The sequence below is a fragment of the Micromonospora halotolerans genome (genome assembly GCF_032108445.1).
Lineage (GTDB): Bacteria > Actinomycetota > Actinomycetes > Mycobacteriales > Micromonosporaceae > Micromonospora > Micromonospora halotolerans.
The window spans coordinates 3,037,907-3,054,902 of record NZ_CP134876.1 but is presented as its reverse complement, the minus strand read 5'-3'; the positions used below and the strand labels follow the sequence as shown (position 1 = coordinate 3,054,902).

At 74.9% G+C, this 16,996-nt stretch carries 19 protein-coding genes; 4 read left to right on the top strand and 15 right to left on the bottom strand.

Translation table 11 applies throughout. The annotated features are described in order from the left end of the window. Positions 1-6: 6 nt before the first annotated feature. The 12 genes from RMN56_RS14590 to RMN56_RS14535 all read right to left on the bottom strand — a co-directional run bounded on the left by RMN56_RS14590 (position 7) and on the right by RMN56_RS14535 (position 11,613). On the bottom strand, positions 7-864 hold the full coding sequence (locus tag RMN56_RS14590; RefSeq protein ID WP_313724744.1) for a lysophospholipid acyltransferase family protein: 858 nt from the start codon (positions 862-864) through the stop codon (positions 7-9). 329 nt (positions 865-1,193) lie between these two features. After that, on the bottom strand, positions 1,194-2,267 hold the full coding sequence (locus tag RMN56_RS14585; RefSeq protein WP_313724305.1) for an NAD-dependent epimerase/dehydratase family protein: 1,074 nt from the start codon (positions 2,265-2,267) through the stop codon (positions 1,194-1,196). A gap of 120 nt (positions 2,268-2,387) precedes the next feature. Further along, entirely contained in the window at positions 2,388-2,489 is a 102-nt protein-coding gene (locus RMN56_RS14580) for a 30S ribosomal protein bS22 (RefSeq protein WP_007465623.1), read from the bottom strand. A 219-nt stretch (positions 2,490-2,708) separates the two neighbouring features. Then, complete coding sequence (locus RMN56_RS14575; protein WP_046564428.1) at positions 2,709-2,918, bottom strand: helix-turn-helix domain-containing protein; 210 nt, start codon at positions 2,916-2,918, stop codon at positions 2,709-2,711. A gap of 228 nt (positions 2,919-3,146) precedes the next feature. After that, positions 3,147-4,331, bottom strand: coding sequence for an ABC transporter permease (locus RMN56_RS14570; RefSeq protein WP_313724304.1), 1,185 nt, complete (start codon positions 4,329-4,331; stop codon positions 3,147-3,149). Then, complete coding sequence (locus tag RMN56_RS14565) at positions 4,328-5,200, bottom strand: ABC transporter ATP-binding protein (protein ID WP_313724303.1); 873 nt, start codon at positions 5,198-5,200, stop codon at positions 4,328-4,330. Before RMN56_RS14565 ends, RMN56_RS14570 begins: the two co-directional genes overlap by 4 nt. Next, on the bottom strand, positions 5,197-6,582 hold the full coding sequence (locus RMN56_RS14560; protein WP_313724302.1) for an efflux RND transporter periplasmic adaptor subunit: 1,386 nt from the start codon (positions 6,580-6,582) through the stop codon (positions 5,197-5,199). The genes RMN56_RS14565 and RMN56_RS14560 overlap by 4 nt, the downstream gene beginning before the upstream one ends. Before the next feature lie 37 nt (positions 6,583-6,619). Beyond that, positions 6,620-8,443, bottom strand: coding sequence for a hypothetical protein (locus RMN56_RS14555; RefSeq protein ID WP_313724301.1), 1,824 nt, complete (start codon positions 8,441-8,443; stop codon positions 6,620-6,622). A 453-nt stretch (positions 8,444-8,896) separates the two neighbouring features. Continuing rightward, on the bottom strand, positions 8,897-9,232 hold the full coding sequence (locus RMN56_RS14550) for a YrdB family protein (RefSeq protein ID WP_313724300.1): 336 nt from the start codon (positions 9,230-9,232) through the stop codon (positions 8,897-8,899). Then, positions 9,229-9,798, bottom strand: coding sequence for a TetR-like C-terminal domain-containing protein (locus RMN56_RS14545; RefSeq protein WP_313724299.1), 570 nt, complete (start codon positions 9,796-9,798; stop codon positions 9,229-9,231). Before RMN56_RS14545 ends, RMN56_RS14550 begins: the two co-directional genes overlap by 4 nt. After that, positions 9,791-10,585 carry an alpha/beta fold hydrolase gene (locus RMN56_RS14540; protein WP_313724298.1) on the bottom strand — a complete coding sequence of 265 codons (795 nt, stop codon included), beginning with the start codon at positions 10,583-10,585 and terminating at the stop codon, positions 9,791-9,793. Before RMN56_RS14540 ends, RMN56_RS14545 begins: the two co-directional genes overlap by 8 nt. Positions 10,586-10,692: 107 nt before the next feature. Further along, complete coding sequence (locus tag RMN56_RS14535) at positions 10,693-11,613, bottom strand: proline dehydrogenase family protein (RefSeq protein WP_313724297.1); 921 nt, start codon at positions 11,611-11,613, stop codon at positions 10,693-10,695. Between the two features lie 118 nt (positions 11,614-11,731). On the opposite strand from RMN56_RS14535, the gene RMN56_RS14530 reads away from it, so the two are divergent. The 3 genes from RMN56_RS14530 to RMN56_RS14520 are packed head-to-tail and all read left to right on the top strand — an operon-like array spanning position 11,732 to position 13,770. Continuing rightward, the gene (locus tag RMN56_RS14530; RefSeq protein ID WP_313724296.1) at positions 11,732-12,007 is read left to right on the top strand and encodes a hypothetical protein; all 276 of its coding nucleotides are present in this window, start codon (positions 11,732-11,734) and stop codon (positions 12,005-12,007) included. Position 12,008: 1 nt separating this feature from the next. Next, positions 12,009-13,175, top strand: coding sequence for a glutathionylspermidine synthase family protein (locus tag RMN56_RS14525; protein WP_313724295.1), 1,167 nt, complete (start codon positions 12,009-12,011; stop codon positions 13,173-13,175). Between the two features lie 19 nt (positions 13,176-13,194). Beyond that, positions 13,195-13,770 (top strand): CGNR zinc finger domain-containing protein, encoded by a 576-nt coding sequence (locus tag RMN56_RS14520; RefSeq protein WP_313724294.1) that lies wholly within the window; start codon positions 13,195-13,197, stop codon positions 13,768-13,770. Between the two features lie 18 nt (positions 13,771-13,788). Here the strand turns inward: RMN56_RS14520 and RMN56_RS14515 are convergent, their stop codons facing one another. Next, a complete protein-coding gene (locus RMN56_RS14515) occupies positions 13,789-14,595 on the bottom strand; it encodes a sugar phosphate isomerase/epimerase family protein (RefSeq protein WP_313724293.1) in 807 nt (268 codons plus the stop codon). Positions 14,596-14,671: 76 nt separating this feature from the next. Beyond that, entirely contained in the window at positions 14,672-15,616 is a 945-nt protein-coding gene (locus RMN56_RS14510; RefSeq protein ID WP_313724292.1) for a Ppx/GppA phosphatase family protein, read from the bottom strand. 74 nt (positions 15,617-15,690) lie between these two features. On the opposite strand from RMN56_RS14510, the gene RMN56_RS14505 reads away from it, so the two are divergent. Beyond that, positions 15,691-16,500, top strand: a complete 810-nt coding sequence (locus RMN56_RS14505) for a DUF3109 family protein (RefSeq protein ID WP_313724291.1) — start codon at positions 15,691-15,693, stop codon at positions 16,498-16,500. Here RMN56_RS14505 and rraA read toward each other — a convergent pair. Next, positions 16,497-16,982 (bottom strand): ribonuclease E activity regulator RraA, encoded by a 486-nt coding sequence (gene rraA, locus RMN56_RS14500; protein ID WP_313724290.1) that lies wholly within the window; start codon positions 16,980-16,982, stop codon positions 16,497-16,499. The genes RMN56_RS14505 and rraA overlap by 4 nt on opposite strands. Positions 16,983-16,996 lie beyond the last annotated feature (14 nt).

The following is a 16,996-nucleotide window of genomic DNA, read 5'->3' as shown; positions in this document are numbered from 1 at the left end:
CGCGGCTCAGGGGCCGAACGGGTCCGGGCGGCGTTCGAGCAGCCGGTGCAGGGTCTGCTGGATGGTCTCCCGCACCTGGTCGGCGAGGTTGAACACGACCAGTGGGTCGTCGGCCGAGTCGCGCAGGTGCGCGGTCGGGATCGGCGGGCAGAACTCGATCAACCACTTGCTCGGCAGCGGCACCATGCCCAGCGGCCCCAGCCAGGGGAAGGTCGGCGTGACCGGGAAGTAGGGCAGCTTGAGCAGCCGGGCCAGCGGCTTGATGTCGGCGAGCATCGGATAGATCTCCTCGCCGCCGACGATCGCCACCGGCACGATCGGCGTGCCGGTGCGCAGCGCCGCCGAGACGAACCCGCCCCGGCCGAAGCGCTGGAGCTTGTAGCGGTCGGAGTAGAGCTTGCCGACCCCCTTGAAGCCCTCGGGAAAGACGCCGACCAGCTCGCCGTTGCCGAGCAGCCGTTCCGCGTCGGGGTTGCAGGCCACCGTGCCGCCGGTCTTGCGGGCGATCTCGGAGACCACCGGCATCCGGAAGACCAGGTCGGCGCCGAGCAGCCGCAGGTAGCGGCGTGCCGGGTGCCGGTCGTGCAGCGCGGTGGCGAGCACCAGCGCGTCCAGCGCCACCGTGCCGGAGTGGTTGCCGACCACCAGGCCGGCCCCCTCGGCGGGCACGTGCTCGACGCCGCCGACCTCGGTGCGGAACCAGTCGCGGTAGAGCAGCCGCACCAGCGGATGGAAGACGGTGTCGGTCAGGTCGGGGTCGAAGCCGAACTCGTCCACTTCGTAGTCGCCGGCCAGCCGCCGCCGCAGGAACGCCAGCCCCTTGGCGACCTTCCGGTCCCAGTGGTCCCCCGGCCGGTCCGCCACCGCCGGCCCGGGTGGAGTCGGGTCTCCCGCCTCCCGTTCGGGCCTGCCCGCCGGCTTCCCGGCGACGGCCTTCTTCGCGACGGCCTTCCTCGCCATGGCCTTCTTCGCGACGGGCTTCTCCGGGGCGGCGTCGCCCGTCCGCGGGGCCGGCGCCGGCTCGTCGGTGGAGGTGTCCGGCTCGTCGCCGGCCGCCGGCGCCGCCTTCATCGTCGGCTCGGCGGCGGCCGCCGCGGCCCGCCGGTGCCCGTTGCGCCGCGCCGGCTCCGCGTCCGGCCGGGGCACGGTCAGCGGTACGTCGTAGCGGGCGTCGCCCCGCTCCTCGGCCCCGCTCACGAGCGCTCCCGCACGGCCGCCCGGACCTGCCGGATGCCCTCCAGCACCAACTGCTCGGCCGTGGCCAGCTGGTCCCGGGTCACCACCACGCCGCCGTGGTGCGCGCGGATGAAGTCGTCGAAGGCGGCCGCCGTCGAGCGGGGCGTGAAACCGTACTCGCGCTCCAGCCTCGTGGTGTCCACCACCCGACCGTGCACGAAAAGGTCGACCTGGTCCAGCCCGTAGCGGCCGAAGCCCATGCTGCGGGCGATCGCGGCCACCCCGGCGAGGCCCGGCTCCAGCACCGGCACGGCCACCCGGCCGGAGCGGCGGATGGCCTGGGACAGCGAGAGCACGCCCGGCCCGGCGACGTTGTAGGTCCCGGCGTGCTCCTCGGCGACCGACCGGTGCAGCACCTCCAGGGCGTCGTCGAAGTGGACGAACTGCAACCGTGGGTCGCGGCCGAAGACGGTGGGCACCACCGGCTGGGCGAAGTACCGGGTGAGGGTGGTGTCGGCGGTCGAGCCGATGAACGGCGCGAAGCGCAGCACGGTCGCGGTCACGTCGGGCCGGCGGCGGCGGAACCCGCGGACGTACCCCTCGATGTCGAGGATGTCGCGGCCGAAACCGCCGCGCGGCACCTCGCGCGGCTCGGTCTCCTCGGTGAAGACGGCCGGATCCCGGAACGACACCCCGTACGCGGCGGTGGACGAGCGGACCACGAGCTTGCGCAGCCGGGGCGCCCGCTGGCAGGCGGCGAGGAGCTGCATGGTGCCGATGACGTTCTGTTCCTTCATGGCCGCCCGGCCGCCCTGCTGGGGGTCGGGGGCGGTGACCAGCGCCAGGTGCACCACGGCGTCGACGTCGAGGTCGACCAGGAGGCCGCCGAGCGAGTCGAGGTCGAGGCGGACCCGCTCGACCCCGGACAGCAGGTCGGCGAGTTCGGGATTGGGGCTGGCCGGATCGACCCCGATGACGCGGTCGATGCGCGGGTCGGCGGCGAGCCGGGCGGCAACGTGCGCGCCGAGATAGCGGCCGACCCCGGTCACGACGACGACCCCCGGAGCACCTGAGGTGCCACCGGGGGTCATGCCGTGCGCCTTGGCCGGCAGGTGGGATCGAGCCGGGACGTCCGCGGCCTGATCACCTGAGCCTCCGGGGGTCGACAGAAGGCAAGTGGTGCCGGGTGCCGGGTCAAAGCCCGGCCCCGGTCACTTGCCGAGACGGCGACGCTGGACGCGGGTCTTGCGCAGCAGCTTGCGGTGCTTCTTCTTAGCCATGCGCTTGCGGCGCTTCTTGACCACCGAGCCCATACGACAGCCTTTCGATGCAACGTGCGGGGCGGACCGGTAAACACCACAGGGGGTGGTGTCGGTGACCGCTTGCGGACAACGGACCGGACCAGCGTGGTGGGCAGGGCACACCAGAGAACGGTCACGGTCGGGGTCCAGGGTAGCCGGAGTGCGTCAGCAGGACCAACGCGCCCCCGTCGATGCCCGTTACGTCGCACTCGCCGGCTGGCCGGCGACGTGTCAGGCGGTCTCCTGGAAGGCGCCCCGGAGGTATTCGTGCACGGCGTGCTCGGGCACCCGGAACGACCGACCGACCCGCACCGCGGTCAGCTCACCGCTGTGCACGAGACGGTAGACCGTCATCTTCGACACCCGCATGACCGTCGCCACCTCGGCGACGGTCAGGAACCTGACATCCGACAGTCGAGCGTCGGACTGCGACCCGGCCATGGCTCACCGACCCATTCCCATGCCCGGCGCGTGCCGCCGGGCAGGTTGCTCCCGCCACGACGAGCGACGCGCGTGTTACCAGTACGGTAGCGGGACGGCTGTGACCGGCGCGATCCCTTCCTCCCTTTGATCATGGATGACTCCCCGTTCACCCCGCGGTGAGCTGGCGTTTTTCGCCCGGACGGGTGGCCTGTCCCGTTACCGGAGCCCGCCTCGTGGCCCGGGACGTCACTCGGCGCGCAGCGCCACCACGGGATCGAGCCGGCCGGCGCGCTGGGCGGGCACCACCCCGAAGACGATGCCGATGGCCGCCGAGACCCCGAAGGCGAGCGCCAGCGACCACCAGGTGATGGCCGCCGGGATCGGCGAGACCGCGTCCACCAGCAGCGCGGTGCCCACCCCGAGCGCCATCCCGGTCAGCCCCCCGATCGAGGTGAGCAGCACCGCCTCCAGCAGGAACTGCACGCCGATGTCCCGGGGCCGCGCGCCGACCGCCTTGCGCAGGCCGATCTCGCGGGTCCGCTCGCGCACCGAGACCAGCATGATGTTGGAGACGCCGACGCCGCCGACCAGCAGCGAGATGCCGGCGATGGCGGCCAGCACCCCGGTCAGCACGCCGAGGATGTCGCCGAGCACGCCGAGGATCTGCTGCTGGGTCACCGCGCTGAACTCGGTGTCGGGGTGCCGGCGGGACAGCTCCGCGACGATCCGCTCGCCGAGCTGGTCGATCCGCTCCCGGTCGGGCGCCTTGACGGCGATGCCGTCGATCCGCTGGGTGCCCCAGAGCCGCTGCGCCGCGGTCACCGGGATGTGCACCTCGTCGTCCCGGTCCACGCCGAGACTCTGGCCCAGCGGGGTGAACACACCGATCACCCGGAACCGGACCCCGGCCAGGGTGACCTGCTGACCGAGCGGGTCCCGGTCGGGAAAGAGCGCCCGCGCCACGGACGCGCCGAGCACCGCCACCCGGCGGCTGGTGTCCACGTCCGCGCCGGTCAGGTAGCGGCCGCGGGCCAGCGAGCGGGTGAAGACCGCGGGCGTGGTCTCCAGCACCCCCTGGACGGTGGTGAAGTCGGACCGGGTGCCGGCCCGGGCGGTCGCGCCGGAGGCGATGGTGACGGCCACCCGGCCCGGGTCGCCGACAACCCGCGAGACGGCGTCCACGTCCTTGAGGTCCAGCGGCGAGACCACCGGCGCGGTGCCGACGTCGAGCTTGCCGGGCACCACGAGGAGCAGGTTCGAGCCGAGCCCCTCGACCTGCTGTTCGACCTTCTGCTTCGTCCCGGTGCCGATGGCCACCAGGAGCACCACCGAGGCGACCCCGATGATCACGCCGAGCATGGTCAGCGCGCTGCGCATGCGGTTGGCCCGCAACGCGTCCAGCGCCACCCGCCAGGCCTCGGCGACCCTCACCCGGCACCCCCGCGTTCGCCGCCGGTGCCGCCAGCACGCGGAAGGCGTCCGGTGGCTCCGGTGGCGCCACCGGAGCCACCGGACGGGTGCCCCGGGCCGCTTCCGGACGCGGACCGGGGCTCCGCGCTGGGAGCGGCGTCCAGTGTCTCAGGTCGACCGTCGCCGCCGAACAGCGGTCGATCATGAACGGTGTCGGAGCGGATGAGCCCGTCCCGGACGGCGATCCGCCGGCGGGCCCGGGCCGCCACCTCCGGGTCGTGGGTCACCATCACGAGGGCCACGCCGGACTCGGCGTTGAGCTGTTCCAGCAGCTCCAGCACCGCCTCGCCGGTGGCACTGTCCAGGTTGCCGGTGGGCTCGTCGGCGAGCAGCACCGTCGGATCGGTGACCAGGGCCCGGGCGATCGCCACCCGCTGCTGCTCGCCGCCGGAGAGCTGGTTGGGGCGGTGGCCCAGCCGGTGCCCCAGCCCGACCCGGCCGAGCATCGCCGCGGCCCGTTCCCGCCGCTGCCGCGCCCCGACGCCCCGGTAGACCAGGGGCAGCGCCACGTTGTCCACCGCGGACGTCCGGGGCAGCAGGTGGAACGCCTGGAACACGAAGCCGATGGTCTCGTTGCGCAGCGTCGCCAGCTCCGGCGCGGTCAGGGTGGCCACGTCCCGGCCACCGATCACCAGCCGGCCGCCGGTCGGGCGGTCCAGCCCGCCGAGCAGGTGCATGAGGGTGGACTTGCCCGAGCCGGAGGGACCGATCACCGCCACGTACTCGCCCTGCCCGATGGTGAGCGACACCCCGCGCAGCGCGGGCACCGACACCCCGTCCAGCTCGTACGTCCGGGACACGTCGACCGCCTCGATCGCGGCGACGCTCACCGGAGTTCCTGGCCGTCGTGGACCTGGTCGGCGCCGCGCACCACGATCCGGTCGCCGGCGTTCACCCCGCTGACGATCTGCACCAGGTCCTGGCCCTGCACGCCCACCGTCACCGGCACCTGGTCGGCCTTCCCGTCCCGCAGCAGCCAGACCGCGTCCCGCCCGTCGGCGGAGAAGACCGCCGAGGCGGGCACGGTCACCGCGTCGGTCGCCTCGCGCACCCGGAGGTGGACCACGGCGTTCATGCCCGGGCGGGGCGCCGGCGCCGACTCCCCCTCGCCGAGCCGCCCGGCGCCGAGCCCGAGCCGGACCCGGTAGGTGACCCCGCCCCGGGCCGAGCTGGTCGGCAGCACGTCCACCGAGCGGACCGTGGCGTCGTACGTCGCGCCGGTCACCGCGTCCAGCTCGACCGAGGCGGTCAACCCGGCCCGGACCAGCAGCACGTCGGTCTCGTCCACCTCGGCGAGCAGGCCCAACTGCCCGGTGTCCACCACGGTCAGCACCGGCGTGCCGGCGGTCACCCGACCACCGGCCGGCACCGCGTCGTCCACCCCGGCCGGCGGGCCGCCCTGCCCGGCCGCACCCAGGGCCGACGGGTCGAGGCCGGGCACCCCGCCCCCGGCCGCGCCGAGCAGCCCGCCGAGGTCGGTCGGGGTGGCCGCCCGGGTCCCGCCCGGCTGCACCACCCCGGCGACCGGGGCGCGCAGGGTCAGCGCGTCCACCGTCGCCTTCGCCAGGTCGTACGCCTGCTGGGCCTGCAGGCGCTGCGCGGTCGACAGCGCGCCGACGGCGCTGTTCAGCCCGGCCACCCCGCGCTGCACGGCGTTGACCGCCCGGTCGGCGGCGCGGGCGGCCGACGCGTACTGCTGCTGCGCCGAATCGACCTGGAGCAGCAGCGCGGACCGCAGCTGCGGATCGCCGATCTTCCCGGCGGCCTTGCGGGCGGCGGCGAACGCCTCGTCGGCGGCCCGGTCGGTGTCCCGCCGGCTCCCGCCCAGGTCACCGGCGCCGACGCCCCGGCCGGCCCGCTTCGCGGCCCGGAGCGCCTCACGGGCCTGCTTGAGCCGGTCCTGCGCGGACGGCGAGTCGATCACGGCGAGCACCTGCCCCCGGGCGACCCGCTGGCCGGGCTGGACGCGCAGGCTGGCCAGGGTGCCGTCGGCCGGGGCGGTGAGGGTGGCGGCGGCCCGGGCGGTCACCGTGGCCGGCGCGTCGATCACCTCGGCCACCGGGGTGCGGCCCGCCTCGGCCACCGTGACGGCGGGCGGGTCGTCGCCGCACGAGGCGGCCGTGGTGCCGGTCAGCGCGACGACGGCGAGCAGGGCGACGAGGAGGCGCGGGCGGCGGGCCGCGGGCAGCCGCGGCGAGGGGGTGCGGGCCACCCGGCCATGCTACGACCCGTCGACCAGCATCGACGTCTCAGCCGGCGGCCGCCCGGACGTAGGCGACGCAGTCGTCGTGCAGCGCCGGCCAGGGGTCACCGAACACCTCGTCGGCGGCCGCGGTCACCGGCCGCCGCTCGTGCACCACGGCCCGGAAGAAGTCCAGCACCCGCTGCTCCCCGTACCGGTCGACCAGGTGGCGCACGGCCAGGTAACCGATGCCGTAGGCCCCGCCCACCCGGTCGTCGGCCGCGTCGTCGGCCGGGGCCAGCGCGTCGAGCCGGCCGTTCCACCCGCCCCGGACGAGCTCGCGCACCTCGGCCAGGCCCTCGTAGCGGTCCACCGGCTGGCCGTCCGCGCCCGCGTACTCGGCCAACCCCTCCACCAGCCACCAGTTCGACCGGTCCGCGTAGCCCCGGTCCGGCAGCGACGCGGCATGGGTCAGCTCGTGCCGCAGCAGGTCGTCGACACCGGCCGGGGTCAGGCTCTGCGCGTTGAGCACGACGTCGTGGTGCCCGCCGCCGACGCCGACCGCGTACCCGGCGGTCCACTTCGGGCGGCCGCCGCCGTACCAGCGCTGCCACTCGGCCCGCCCGGCGTAGTAGACGAGATAGCGGTCGGGCGGCGGGCCGGCCACCGCGTACAGGTCGGCGACCTGCGCGGCGGCCTCGGCCTGGGCGAGCAGGCCGGGCAGCTTGCCCCGCAGCGCCGGGGTGGTGGCGACCACGGCCCGCTTCCCGACCGCCACGGCCAGGTCGCTGACCTCCCAGGGCCGCGCGCCGGCCGGCGTCGCCCGGGACTCCTCGACCCCGGTCAGCCGCGGCTCCCCGTCGCCCGCGACCCGCCACCGGGTGCCCAGCCCGACGCTGCCCGGCGTGCAGCCCGGCACCACGAAGCAGTAGCCGACGGTCACCGCCAGCCGCCACTCCCCCGGCCGCCCGTCCACCGCCACCGGCACCCCCTCCGCCGCCGGCCGCCAGGCGGTGACCCGCAGCGCGCGCAGCGCCGCGTACCGCCGGGTGAGCGCGGGCCGGGCGGCGGGCTCGGCGACGGCGAGGAAGCCGGCCCGGTCACCGTCGAGCAGCGCCGCGGCCTGCCGGTCGAGCTGGGCCACCATCCGGTCGCCCAGACGCCGCTCGGCCGCCGTGCCCCGGTCACTCCGCTCCGCCGCCGGCCGTCCGGCCGCGTCGCGCACCAGCCCGAGCAGGAGTACGCCGGGAACACCACACGCCACCAGCACGAGAACGAGCCCGACGGCGGCCCAGAGCCGCCACCGCCGCCTTGCCGGACGCTGCATCGCACCGTCCGGCGGCGGTCCCTGAGGGGCGACGAGCGGGGGTACGCCGGCCGCCGTGGGCAGGTGACCGGCCGGGCGCGTCCCGGCCACCGGGGCGGCGACGCCGGCCTCGACCGCGGTCGTCCGATCCGCCGACCTGTCGCCGTCGCGCGACGCGGTGGCCGGCTGCTCGTCGCCGCTCGCCGCCGGCCCGGCGGGCTGACCGCCGGGCTGCTCGCCGGGCTGCTCGGCGCCGCTCGCCGCGGGCCCGGCGGGCTGCTCGGCGCCGCTCGCCGCGGGCCCGGCGGGCTGCTCGGCGCCGCTCGCCGCGGGCCCGGCGGGCTGCTCGGCGCCGCTCGCCGCGGGCCCGGCGGGCTGCTCGGCGCCGCTCGCCGCGGGCCCGGCGGGCTGCTCGGCGCCGCTCGCCGCGGGCCCGGCGGGCTGCTCGGCGCCGCTCGCCGCGGGCCCGGCGGGCTGCTCGGCGGGCTGCTCGGCGGGCTGGTTGGCGCTGCTCGCCGCTGCCCCGGCGGGCTGGTCGCCGCCGCTCGCCGTCGCCCCGGCGGGCTGCTCGTCGCCGTCGGTCACCGGCGAAGGGTACGACCAATCGGGCGATCCGGGAAGCGTCCCGCGCCCCATCCGAGCCGGCCCACGCTCCCCGTCACGCCGCCTGTCGACCTGACATCGGGAACGACTCAGCGCGAAGACGGCCCGCCGCCTCCGGCACGCCCGCAGCAGACCGTTCCGCCCGCAGCCGCGACATACGCGACGAGATCTTGGTAGGAAACTGCCCCCATAGGGGCCGGAATCGTCCAAGATCCAGGATTGGCCTTGGCGGCGGGCGGCAGGGTCGGGGGTGGATCGTCTGCGGCATCAGGTCGATAGTCGGCGGACGAGACCCACCGGGGTGAGGCCGGGGACGCTCCGATCCGCAACAGGTGGACCGGGCGCGAGCCGTCTGCGACCTCAGGGCGACAGCCGGCCGGCCAGGGCGATCGGGTGGTCGTCCGGACGGACGGCGGCGGGCGGTGACGGGCCGGGCTAGATCTTTTCGCCGGAGAGGATGAGGAGGGCCTTGTCGAGGGCCCAGAGGGCCACCAGGATCGCGCCGGGCACCGGCCGCCCGGCCAGGGCGAGCAGCACTCCGCCGGTGACGAAGCAGGCGGCCTGGACGCCCAATTTGGCCGGCGCGGGCAGCGTCACGCTGGCCCGGGGCGAGCAGAACAGCCCCCAGACCACGGCGATCGCGATCGGCGCGCCGAGCCCGGCGAGCAGCCGTACCGGCCAGCCGGCGTCGAGGGTGAAGCCCCACCAGCCGGCGGCCGCGAGCATGGCCAGCTCCAGCAGGAAGATGAGCGTGAGCAGGGCTGCCTTCACCGGGACCCCCAGTTGCGGTACGCGGTGTCCAGCGCGGCCACCATCTCGTCGAAGGAACGGTCGATGTCCCGGGGCAGCCCGAACCCGCCGGCCGCCTCGAGCGTGATGAACCCGTGCACGGCGGCCCGGAACGTCCGGGTGGCGTCGACGGCCGCGTCGCCGCTGAGGTCGTACCCGCGCAGGATCGCGTAGATGGCGCCGACGGCCCGCTCGGCGGCGGCGAGGTGTTCGGGGTCGTCGGGGTGGGGCGCTCGCTGGGTGGCCGGGTAGCGGCCGGGGTGCCGGCGGGCGTACCCCCGGAGGGCGGTGGCGGCGGCGCGCAGCGCGTCGCCGCCGGCCCGGCCCGCGGCGGCGGTGGTCAGCTCGGTGGCGACCTCCGCGGTGGCCAGCACGGCCAGCTTCTGGTGCAGCGCGTCCGCGCCCCGGACGTGCTTGTAGAGGCTGGGCAACGCGACGCCGAGCCGGGCGGCGAGCGCGGCCAGGGTGAGCCGGTCGTGGCCGACCTCGTCGGCGAGCACGGCCGCCTCGCGGACCACGGTCTGCGGGGTCAGGCCGGCCCTAGGCACGGGTGGTCACCGCCAGGAATTCCAGCAGGTCGGCGGCGGTGGCCTCGGGCTGGTCGGCGTGCGGGTAGTGGCCGGAGTCGGCGATCATGCGCGCCTCGGCGGTGGCGAAGTTTCGGCGGGCGGCCGGCGCCTCGGCGCCCGGGTCCGGGAAGTCCGGGTCCTTCGTGCCCATGAGCACCAGCACCGGCTGCCGCACCTCCCGGGCCCGCGCGGTCCAGTGCGGGTCGACCGGGGCCGCCACGCCGCGCACCGCGGCCATCCGGCCGCGCAGCTTCGCGACCAACTCCTTCCGGTACGCGGCGTCGTCGGCCGGTCGCCCGCACGGGAACAGGGAGCGGTGGAACATCCCGAACAGCCGTGGGCTGCGTAGCACGGCCGCCTGGGCGGCCCGCAGCACCGGGTTCGGCTTCGGCGGGGCGACGAACGGGCTGACCTGCACGATGCCGTTGACCAGCTCGGGGGCGTCCGCGGCGGCGAAGACCACGGCGGCGCCACTGGACGAGCTGCCGACCAGGGTGGCCGGGCCACCGCCAAGCGCCCGGACCACGGCGAGCAGGTCGCCGCCCACCTCGGCGGGGGCATAGCTGGGCCAGCGCGGGCTGGAGTCGCCGTGCCCGCGTACGTCGACCGACGCGACCCGGTAACCGGCCGACACCAGCCGGGGCACCAGGTGCCGGAAGCTCCCCCGGTTCTCCCCCATGCCGTGCGAGAGGACCACGAGCGGCCCGTCCCCGTGCACCTCGTAGGCGATGGTTCCGCCGTCCCGCGCCATCTGGCTAACTGTCATAGCCATGAGGCTAAACCCCTTAGCTTTGCGCGTCAAGGCTCTCCCGGAAACGGGAACGGGCCGGCGGGAACATCTGTCCCCACCGGCCCGTTCGACGTGCCGTCAGCTCACTTCTTCGACATCAGCGCGCGGCCGAAGAACATCATGTTGGCCGGGCGCTCGGCCAGCCGGCGCATGAGGTAGCCGTACCACTGGTCGCCGTAGGGGACGTAGGTGCGCACGGTGTAGCCGTCCCCGACGAGGCGCTTCTGCTCCTCGGGGCGGATGCCGAAGAGCATCTGGAACTCGAACCGGTCCGGGCCGCGGTCGAACCAGCGGGCCCGGTCCTCGCCGATGGCGATCAGGCGCGGGTCGTGGGTCGCCAGCATCGGGTAGCCGTCGCCGGACATGAGCACGTTCAGGCAGCGCACGTACGACTTGTCGACCTCGCGGGCGGACTGGTACGCCACCGACTCGGGCTCCTTGTACGCGCCCTTGCAGAGCCGCACCCGGGACCCGGCGCCGGACAGCTCGCGGCAGTCCGACTCGGTCCGCCGCAGGTACGCCTGGAGCACCGCGCCGGTCGACGGGTAGTCCTTGCGGAGCTTGGCCAGGATGTCCAGGGTCGAGTCGGTGGTGGTGTGGTCCTCCATGTCCAGGGTGACCGTGGTGCCGGCCGCGTCGGCCGCCGCGCAGATCGCCCGCGCGTTGTCGTACGCGAGCTGCTCGTCGAACATCTGCCCGAGCGCGGAGAGCTTGACGCTGACCTCGGCGGCCGGGGTGAGACCGGCGGCACCCAGCAGGCGCAGCAGCTTGAGGTATTCGTCCCGGGTGGCGTTCGCCTGCTCCGGGGTGACGGTGTCCTCACCCAGGTTGTCGAGGGTGACGGCCTGACCGTCGGCGACGAGTGCGCGGGTCGCGCGCAGCGCGTCGTCGGTGCCGGCGCCGGCGACGAACCGGCGGACGACGTCCCGGGTGAACGGGGCCGTCGCGACGAGCCGCTCGACCTGGGATGACCGGGAGGCGGCGAGGATGACGGAACGGAGCATGAGCCGAGCGTAACGCCCGGCGGTGGGCCCCCGCCGGGGGGCGGCGGCCAACGTCACGCAGCGTTCCGGCGGCCACCGCGGGGCGGCCCGGCTGGCGGGGATCCGCTACAACGATCACGTGGAACGACGCCCCCGACGCCGGCTCCGGTCGGCCACCGTGCAGCTCGGCGCCCTGACCGCCCTGGCCCTCGCCCTGTCCGGCTGCAACAACGGCTACGACGACGACGATGACGACTGCGCGCTGGGTCCCGCCGGCGGAGGCGGCGACACGGTCGCCGTGGCCCTGCGGCTCCCCGCGCCGGCCAGCGCCGCCCGGGACACGCCGGCGCCGGTCGCCGCGGCGCTGCCCGAGCGCGGGGGCTTCGGCACCCACCTCGCCTCCTGCGGCGGCTGACGTGCGGCGCGAGGCCAGCACGCCGCGCCCGGACTGGGACGCCACCGTCCGGGCCCAGGGCCTGGTGTACGTCGACACCGAGCTGCCCGACGGCGGGATCATGTCGTACTGGGACGAGACCGCCGCGTACGCCTTCGAGCTGAACGAGGTGCTCCGGCTGGAGGAGGCCACCGAGGAGCTGCACCGGATGTCGGTGGCCGCGGCCGAGCACGTCGTGGCCCGCAACCGGTACGCCGAGTTCGGCATCCCGGAGTGGGCCGCCGAGGCGGTCGCCCGGTCGCTGCGGGAGGGCCCGCCGACCCTCTACGGCCGCTTCGACCTCTGGTACGACGGCAGCTGGCCGCCGAAGCTGCTGGAGTACAACGCCGACACCCCGACCGCGCTGGTCGAGGCGAGCATCGTGCAGTGGTACTGGCTGGAGCACACCCGGCCGGACGCGGACCAGTGGAACAGCCTGCACGAGCGGCTGGTCGGCGCCTGGGCCAAGATCGGCGCCGGCCTGCACGACCCGCGGGTGCACGTGGTCTGGTCCGCCGAGGAGGAGTCCGGCGAGGACCAGATCACCGCCGGCTACCTGGCCGAGACGGCCCGCCAGGCGGGGCTCGACGTCACGCTCCTGCCGATCCAGCGGGTCGGCTGGGACGGGCGGCGCTTCGTCGACGCCGACGACCGGCCGATCACCACCTGCTTCAAGCTCTATCCCTGGGAGTGGATGCTGGCCGAGCCGTACGGGCCGCCGGCGCTGGAGCCGGGCACCCCGACCACGTGGATCGAGCCGGCCTGGAAGCTGCTGCTGTCGAACAAGGCGCTGCTGGCGGTGCTCTGGGAGCTCCACCCGGGCCATGACTACCTGCTTCCCGCGTACCTGGACTCGCCGCGCGGGATGACCGAATACGTGGCCAAGCCGCTGCTCGGCCGGGAGGGCGGGTCGGTACGCATCGTCACCGGCGGCACCGAGATCACCAGTCCGGGGATCTACGGCGACGAGGGCTTCTGCTACCAGGAGTTCCGGGCGCTGCCCGAGTTCGCGGGCAGCCGGATGGTGCTGGGCAGCTGGATCGTGGACGGCGAATCGGCCGGCGCGGGCCTCCGGGAGAGCGAGAGCCTCATCACGGACGGATACGCGCGGTTCCTGCCCCACTACATCGACGCGCCGCGTACCCCGTGAGTCGTCTACCGTTGGGGTCGTGAACTTCGACGCGTACGCCCGGACCGGTGTTGATCTCGTCAACGCCCGCCTGGACGACCTCGACGACCTGCGGGCCCTCTTCCCGGACGACAACGCGTGGATGCGCGACGAGGTCGCCGATCGGGACCTGGCGATCTTCCGGCGGGCGCAGAAGCGCCTGCGTGACGTCTTCGAGTACGGCACCTCGGGCCGGGACGCGGAGGCGGTGACGGAGCTGAACACGCTGCTGGAGGCGTTCCCCGTCCAGCCGCGCATCTCCGGCCACGACTCCTCCGACTGGCACATGCACGTGACCAGCCGGGGCGCCTCGGTCAGCGCCGAATACCTGGCCGGCGCGGTGTGGGGCCTGTCGGTCTGGCTCTGCGAGTACGGCAGCGCCCGGTTCGGGGTGTGCGCCGACGAGCGCTGCGGCAACGTCTACCTGGACACCTCGTCGAACTGCTGCCGGCGGTTCTGCTCGGAGCGCTGCGCCACCCGCTCGCACGTGGCCGCGCACCGGGCCCGCAAGCGGGCCGCCGTCGGCGAGCAGGTGACCGTCCCGACCCAGCCCGAACCGCTCGCCCCGGTCAGCTGACCCGCCCGTCCCCCCTGGTCAGGCGTCGACCGGGGAGGGTGCGGTCAGGTTGGCCCGGGCGAACTCGAGGGACTCGCGCAGGTCCGCCTCGCGGACCGCGCGGCTCTTCGCGCCCCGGGTGGTGACCTCGACCGCCACCGAGCCGGCGAAGCCCCGGCCGGCCAGCGAGCGGAGCAGCTCGGCGCAGGGCTGGCCGCCCCGCCCGGGCACCAGGTGCTCGTCGCGCCCCTCGCCGGTGCCGTCGCCCAGGTGCACGTGGGCCAGGGCGGACCCCATCCGGTCGGCCATGGCCAGGGCGTCGGTGTGCGAGGCCGCGCAGTGCGACAGATCCAGCGTGTACGCGGCGTAGCCGGTGTCGGTCGGGTCCCAGCCCGGCACGTACGGGACGAACTGCCGGCCGGCCATCCGCACCGGGTACATGTTCTCCACGGCGAAGCGCAGCCCGCCGAAGCGGCCGGCGATCCGGTCGAGGCCGTCGGCGAAGTTGCGGGCGTAGTCGCGCTGCCAGGTGAACGGCGGGTGCACCACGACGGTCGGCGCCTCCAGCGTCTCGGCCAGCTCGGCGGCCTTCCGCAGCCGCTCCCACGGGTCGGGGCTCCACACCCGCTGGGTGACCAGCAGGCAGGGCGCGTGCACCGAGAGGACCGGGACGCCGTAGTGGTCGGCGAGGCCGCGCAGCGCGCCCGGGTCCTGGCTGACCGGGTCGGTCCAGACCATCACCTCGATGCCGTCGTAACCGAGCGTCGAGGCCAGCTGGAACGCCGCCGCGGTCCGCTCAGGGAAGACCGAGGACGTGGACAGGAGCACCGGAACGCGGGAAGTCACGCCCCTCAGGGTAGCCGCACCCGCCACGGCGCATCGGGACGAGCATGAGCAAACCACTTGAAACGGCAGACCGGGATCACATCGGCGCCAGCTGATCCAGCCGGCGCAGGATGACTCCCTCGCGCAGCGCCCAGGGGCAGATGTCCAGGCTGTCCACGTCGAGCCGGCGCAGCACCGCCTCGGCCACCACCGCCCCGGCGAGGAGCTGGTGGGCCCGCTGCGCGCTGACCCCCTCCAGCTCGGGCAGCTGGGCCGGCGGGATGTGCCGGATGAACCCGAGCACCTGCCGCAGGCCGGTACGGGTCAGGCTGCGCCGCGCCCACAGCCCGGCCCCGGAGGGCGCCGCGCCGGCCAGCCGAGCCAGCGTCCGGAATGTCTTCGAGGTGGCCACCGGACGCTCCCAGCCGACCTCGGTGAGCTGCTCGACCACCGGATCGAGGTGCGCGTCGACGTACTCCCGCAGCTCCTCCACGGCCTCGGCCGACGGCGGCACGGCGCCGGACGGGTCGACCTTCAGCCGCTCCCGGCTCAGCCGCCCCGCGCCCAGCGGCAGCGAGACCGCCACGTCGGGCCCCTCGTCGATGCCGGCGGCCAGCTCCAGCGAGCCGCCCCCGATGTCCATCACGAGCAGCCGGCCGGCGGACCACCCGAACCAGCGCCGCACCGCCAGGAAGGTCATCCGCGCCTCGTCCGCACCGGAGAGCACCTCCAGGCGTACGCCGGTCTCGTCCCGGACGCGGGCCAGCACCTCGCCCGCGTTGGTGGCGTCGCGGACCGCGCTCGTCGCGAACGCCAGCAGGTCGTCGGCGTCCAGCCCGTCCGCCGCCGCGCGGGCCATGCTCACGGCCTTGACCAGCCCGTCGGCGCCCACGTCGGTCAGCGCCCCGTCCGGGCCGATCTGCTCGGCCAGCCGCAGCACCACCTTCTCCGAGTGCGCCGGCCACGGGTGTGCGCCGTGATGGGCGTCGACCACCAGCAGGTGCACCGTGTTGGAACCGACGTCGAGGACACCCAGTCGCATGGTGACGACCCTAGGGCCAACACGTTTCGCCGGCTCGCCAGCCGGGCGGGGTCACCGCGCGTACGCTGGTCCGGGTGACTGGGCAGATCGAGCTTCACGTGCTGGTGGACGACCCTGACGACCCCCGTAGCCGGGAGGTCGGGCTGGACTTCCCCCGGGAGTGGATCGAGTTCGTCGACCCGGCCGACGCCAAGCACGTGGTGCGCGCTGACCTGACCTGGCTGCTCTCCCGCTGGACGTGCATCTTCGGCCAGGGCTGCCACGGCATCGTCGCGGGCCGCGCCGCGGACGGCTGCTGCTCGCACGGCGCGTTCTTCACCGACGCCGACGACGAGAAGCGGGTCCGGGCGGCGGTCAAGCGACTCACCCCGGAGACCTGGCAGCACTTCCGCCGGGGCTTCAAGAACTGGACCGAGAACGACACGATCGACGGGAAGACCCCGGCCCGCCGGACGGCCACCCGCGCCGTCGACGCGCCCTGCGTCTTCCTCAACGACGCCGACTTCCCCGGTGGGGGCGGCTGCGCGCTGCACGCCCAGGCGCTGCGCGACGGGGTGCACCCGCTCGAATACAAGCCGGACGTCTGCTGGCAGCTGCCGATCCGCCGCGACCAGGACTGGCACAAGCGGCCGGACAACACCAAGGTGCTGGTCTCCACGCTCGCCGAGTTCGACCGGCGCGGCTGGGGCGCGGGGGGTCACGACCTGGACTGGTGGTGCACCTCCTCCACCGACGCGCACGTCGGCACCGAGCCCATGTACATCTCCTACGGCCCGGAGCTGACCGCGCTGATCGGCGCCCCCGCGTACGCGAAGCTGGCCGAGCTCTGCGCGGCCCGGCTCCGTCAGGGCCAGGTCGCCCCGCACCCGGCCACCGAGGGCTAGTCCCGCCCGGCGACCGGCAGGACGACGACGCCGTCGTCGTCGCTGTGCACCTCCGCACCGGGCGGGAAGACGCAGTCGCCGAACGACACCGGCACGTCCCGCTCACCGGCGCCGGTCTTGGCGCTCTTGCGCGGGTTCGTGCCGAGCGCCTTGATGCCGATCGGCAGGGCAGCGAGGGCGACGACGTCGCGGACCGCGCCGTTGATCACCACGCCGGCCCAGCCGTTCTCCGCTGCCGTGCCGGCGATGAGGTCACCCATCAGGGCGGTGTGCAGCGAGCCGCCGCCGTCGACCACCAGCACCCGGCCCTCCCCCGGCTCCGAGACGATCGACTTGAGCAGGGCGTTGTCCTCGAAGCAGCGCACCGTCACGGCCGGTCCGCCGAAGGCCCGCACCGCGCCGAACTGGCGCAGCTGCGTGTCGCACGAGCTGAGGGCCTCGCCGTACCGGTCGTAGAGGTCGGCGGTGCTCGGCGTCTCCATGGGCATCCTTCTTT

Excerpts from the sequence above, each read along its gene's own strand:
- RMN56_RS14585 (WP_313724305.1), bottom strand. The coding sequence starts at position 2,267 with ATGACCCCCGGTGGCACCTCAGGTGCTCCGGGGGTCGTCGTCGTGACC.
- RMN56_RS14575 (WP_046564428.1), bottom strand. The coding sequence starts at position 2,918 with ATGGCCGGGTCGCAGTCCGACGCTCGACTGTCGGATGTCAGGTTCCTG.
- rraA (WP_313724290.1), bottom strand. The coding sequence starts at position 16,982 with ATGGAGACGCCGAGCACCGCCGACCTCTACGACCGGTACGGCGAGGCC.
- RMN56_RS14580 (WP_007465623.1), bottom strand. The coding sequence starts at position 2,489 with ATGGGCTCGGTGGTCAAGAAGCGCCGCAAGCGCATGGCTAAGAAGAAG.
- RMN56_RS14510 (WP_313724292.1), bottom strand. The coding sequence starts at position 15,616 with ATGCGACTGGGTGTCCTCGACGTCGGTTCCAACACGGTGCACCTGCTG.
- RMN56_RS14535 (WP_313724297.1), bottom strand. The coding sequence starts at position 11,613 with ATGCTCCGTTCCGTCATCCTCGCCGCCTCCCGGTCATCCCAGGTCGAG.
- RMN56_RS14540 (WP_313724298.1), bottom strand. The coding sequence starts at position 10,585 with ATGACAGTTAGCCAGATGGCGCGGGACGGCGGAACCATCGCCTACGAG.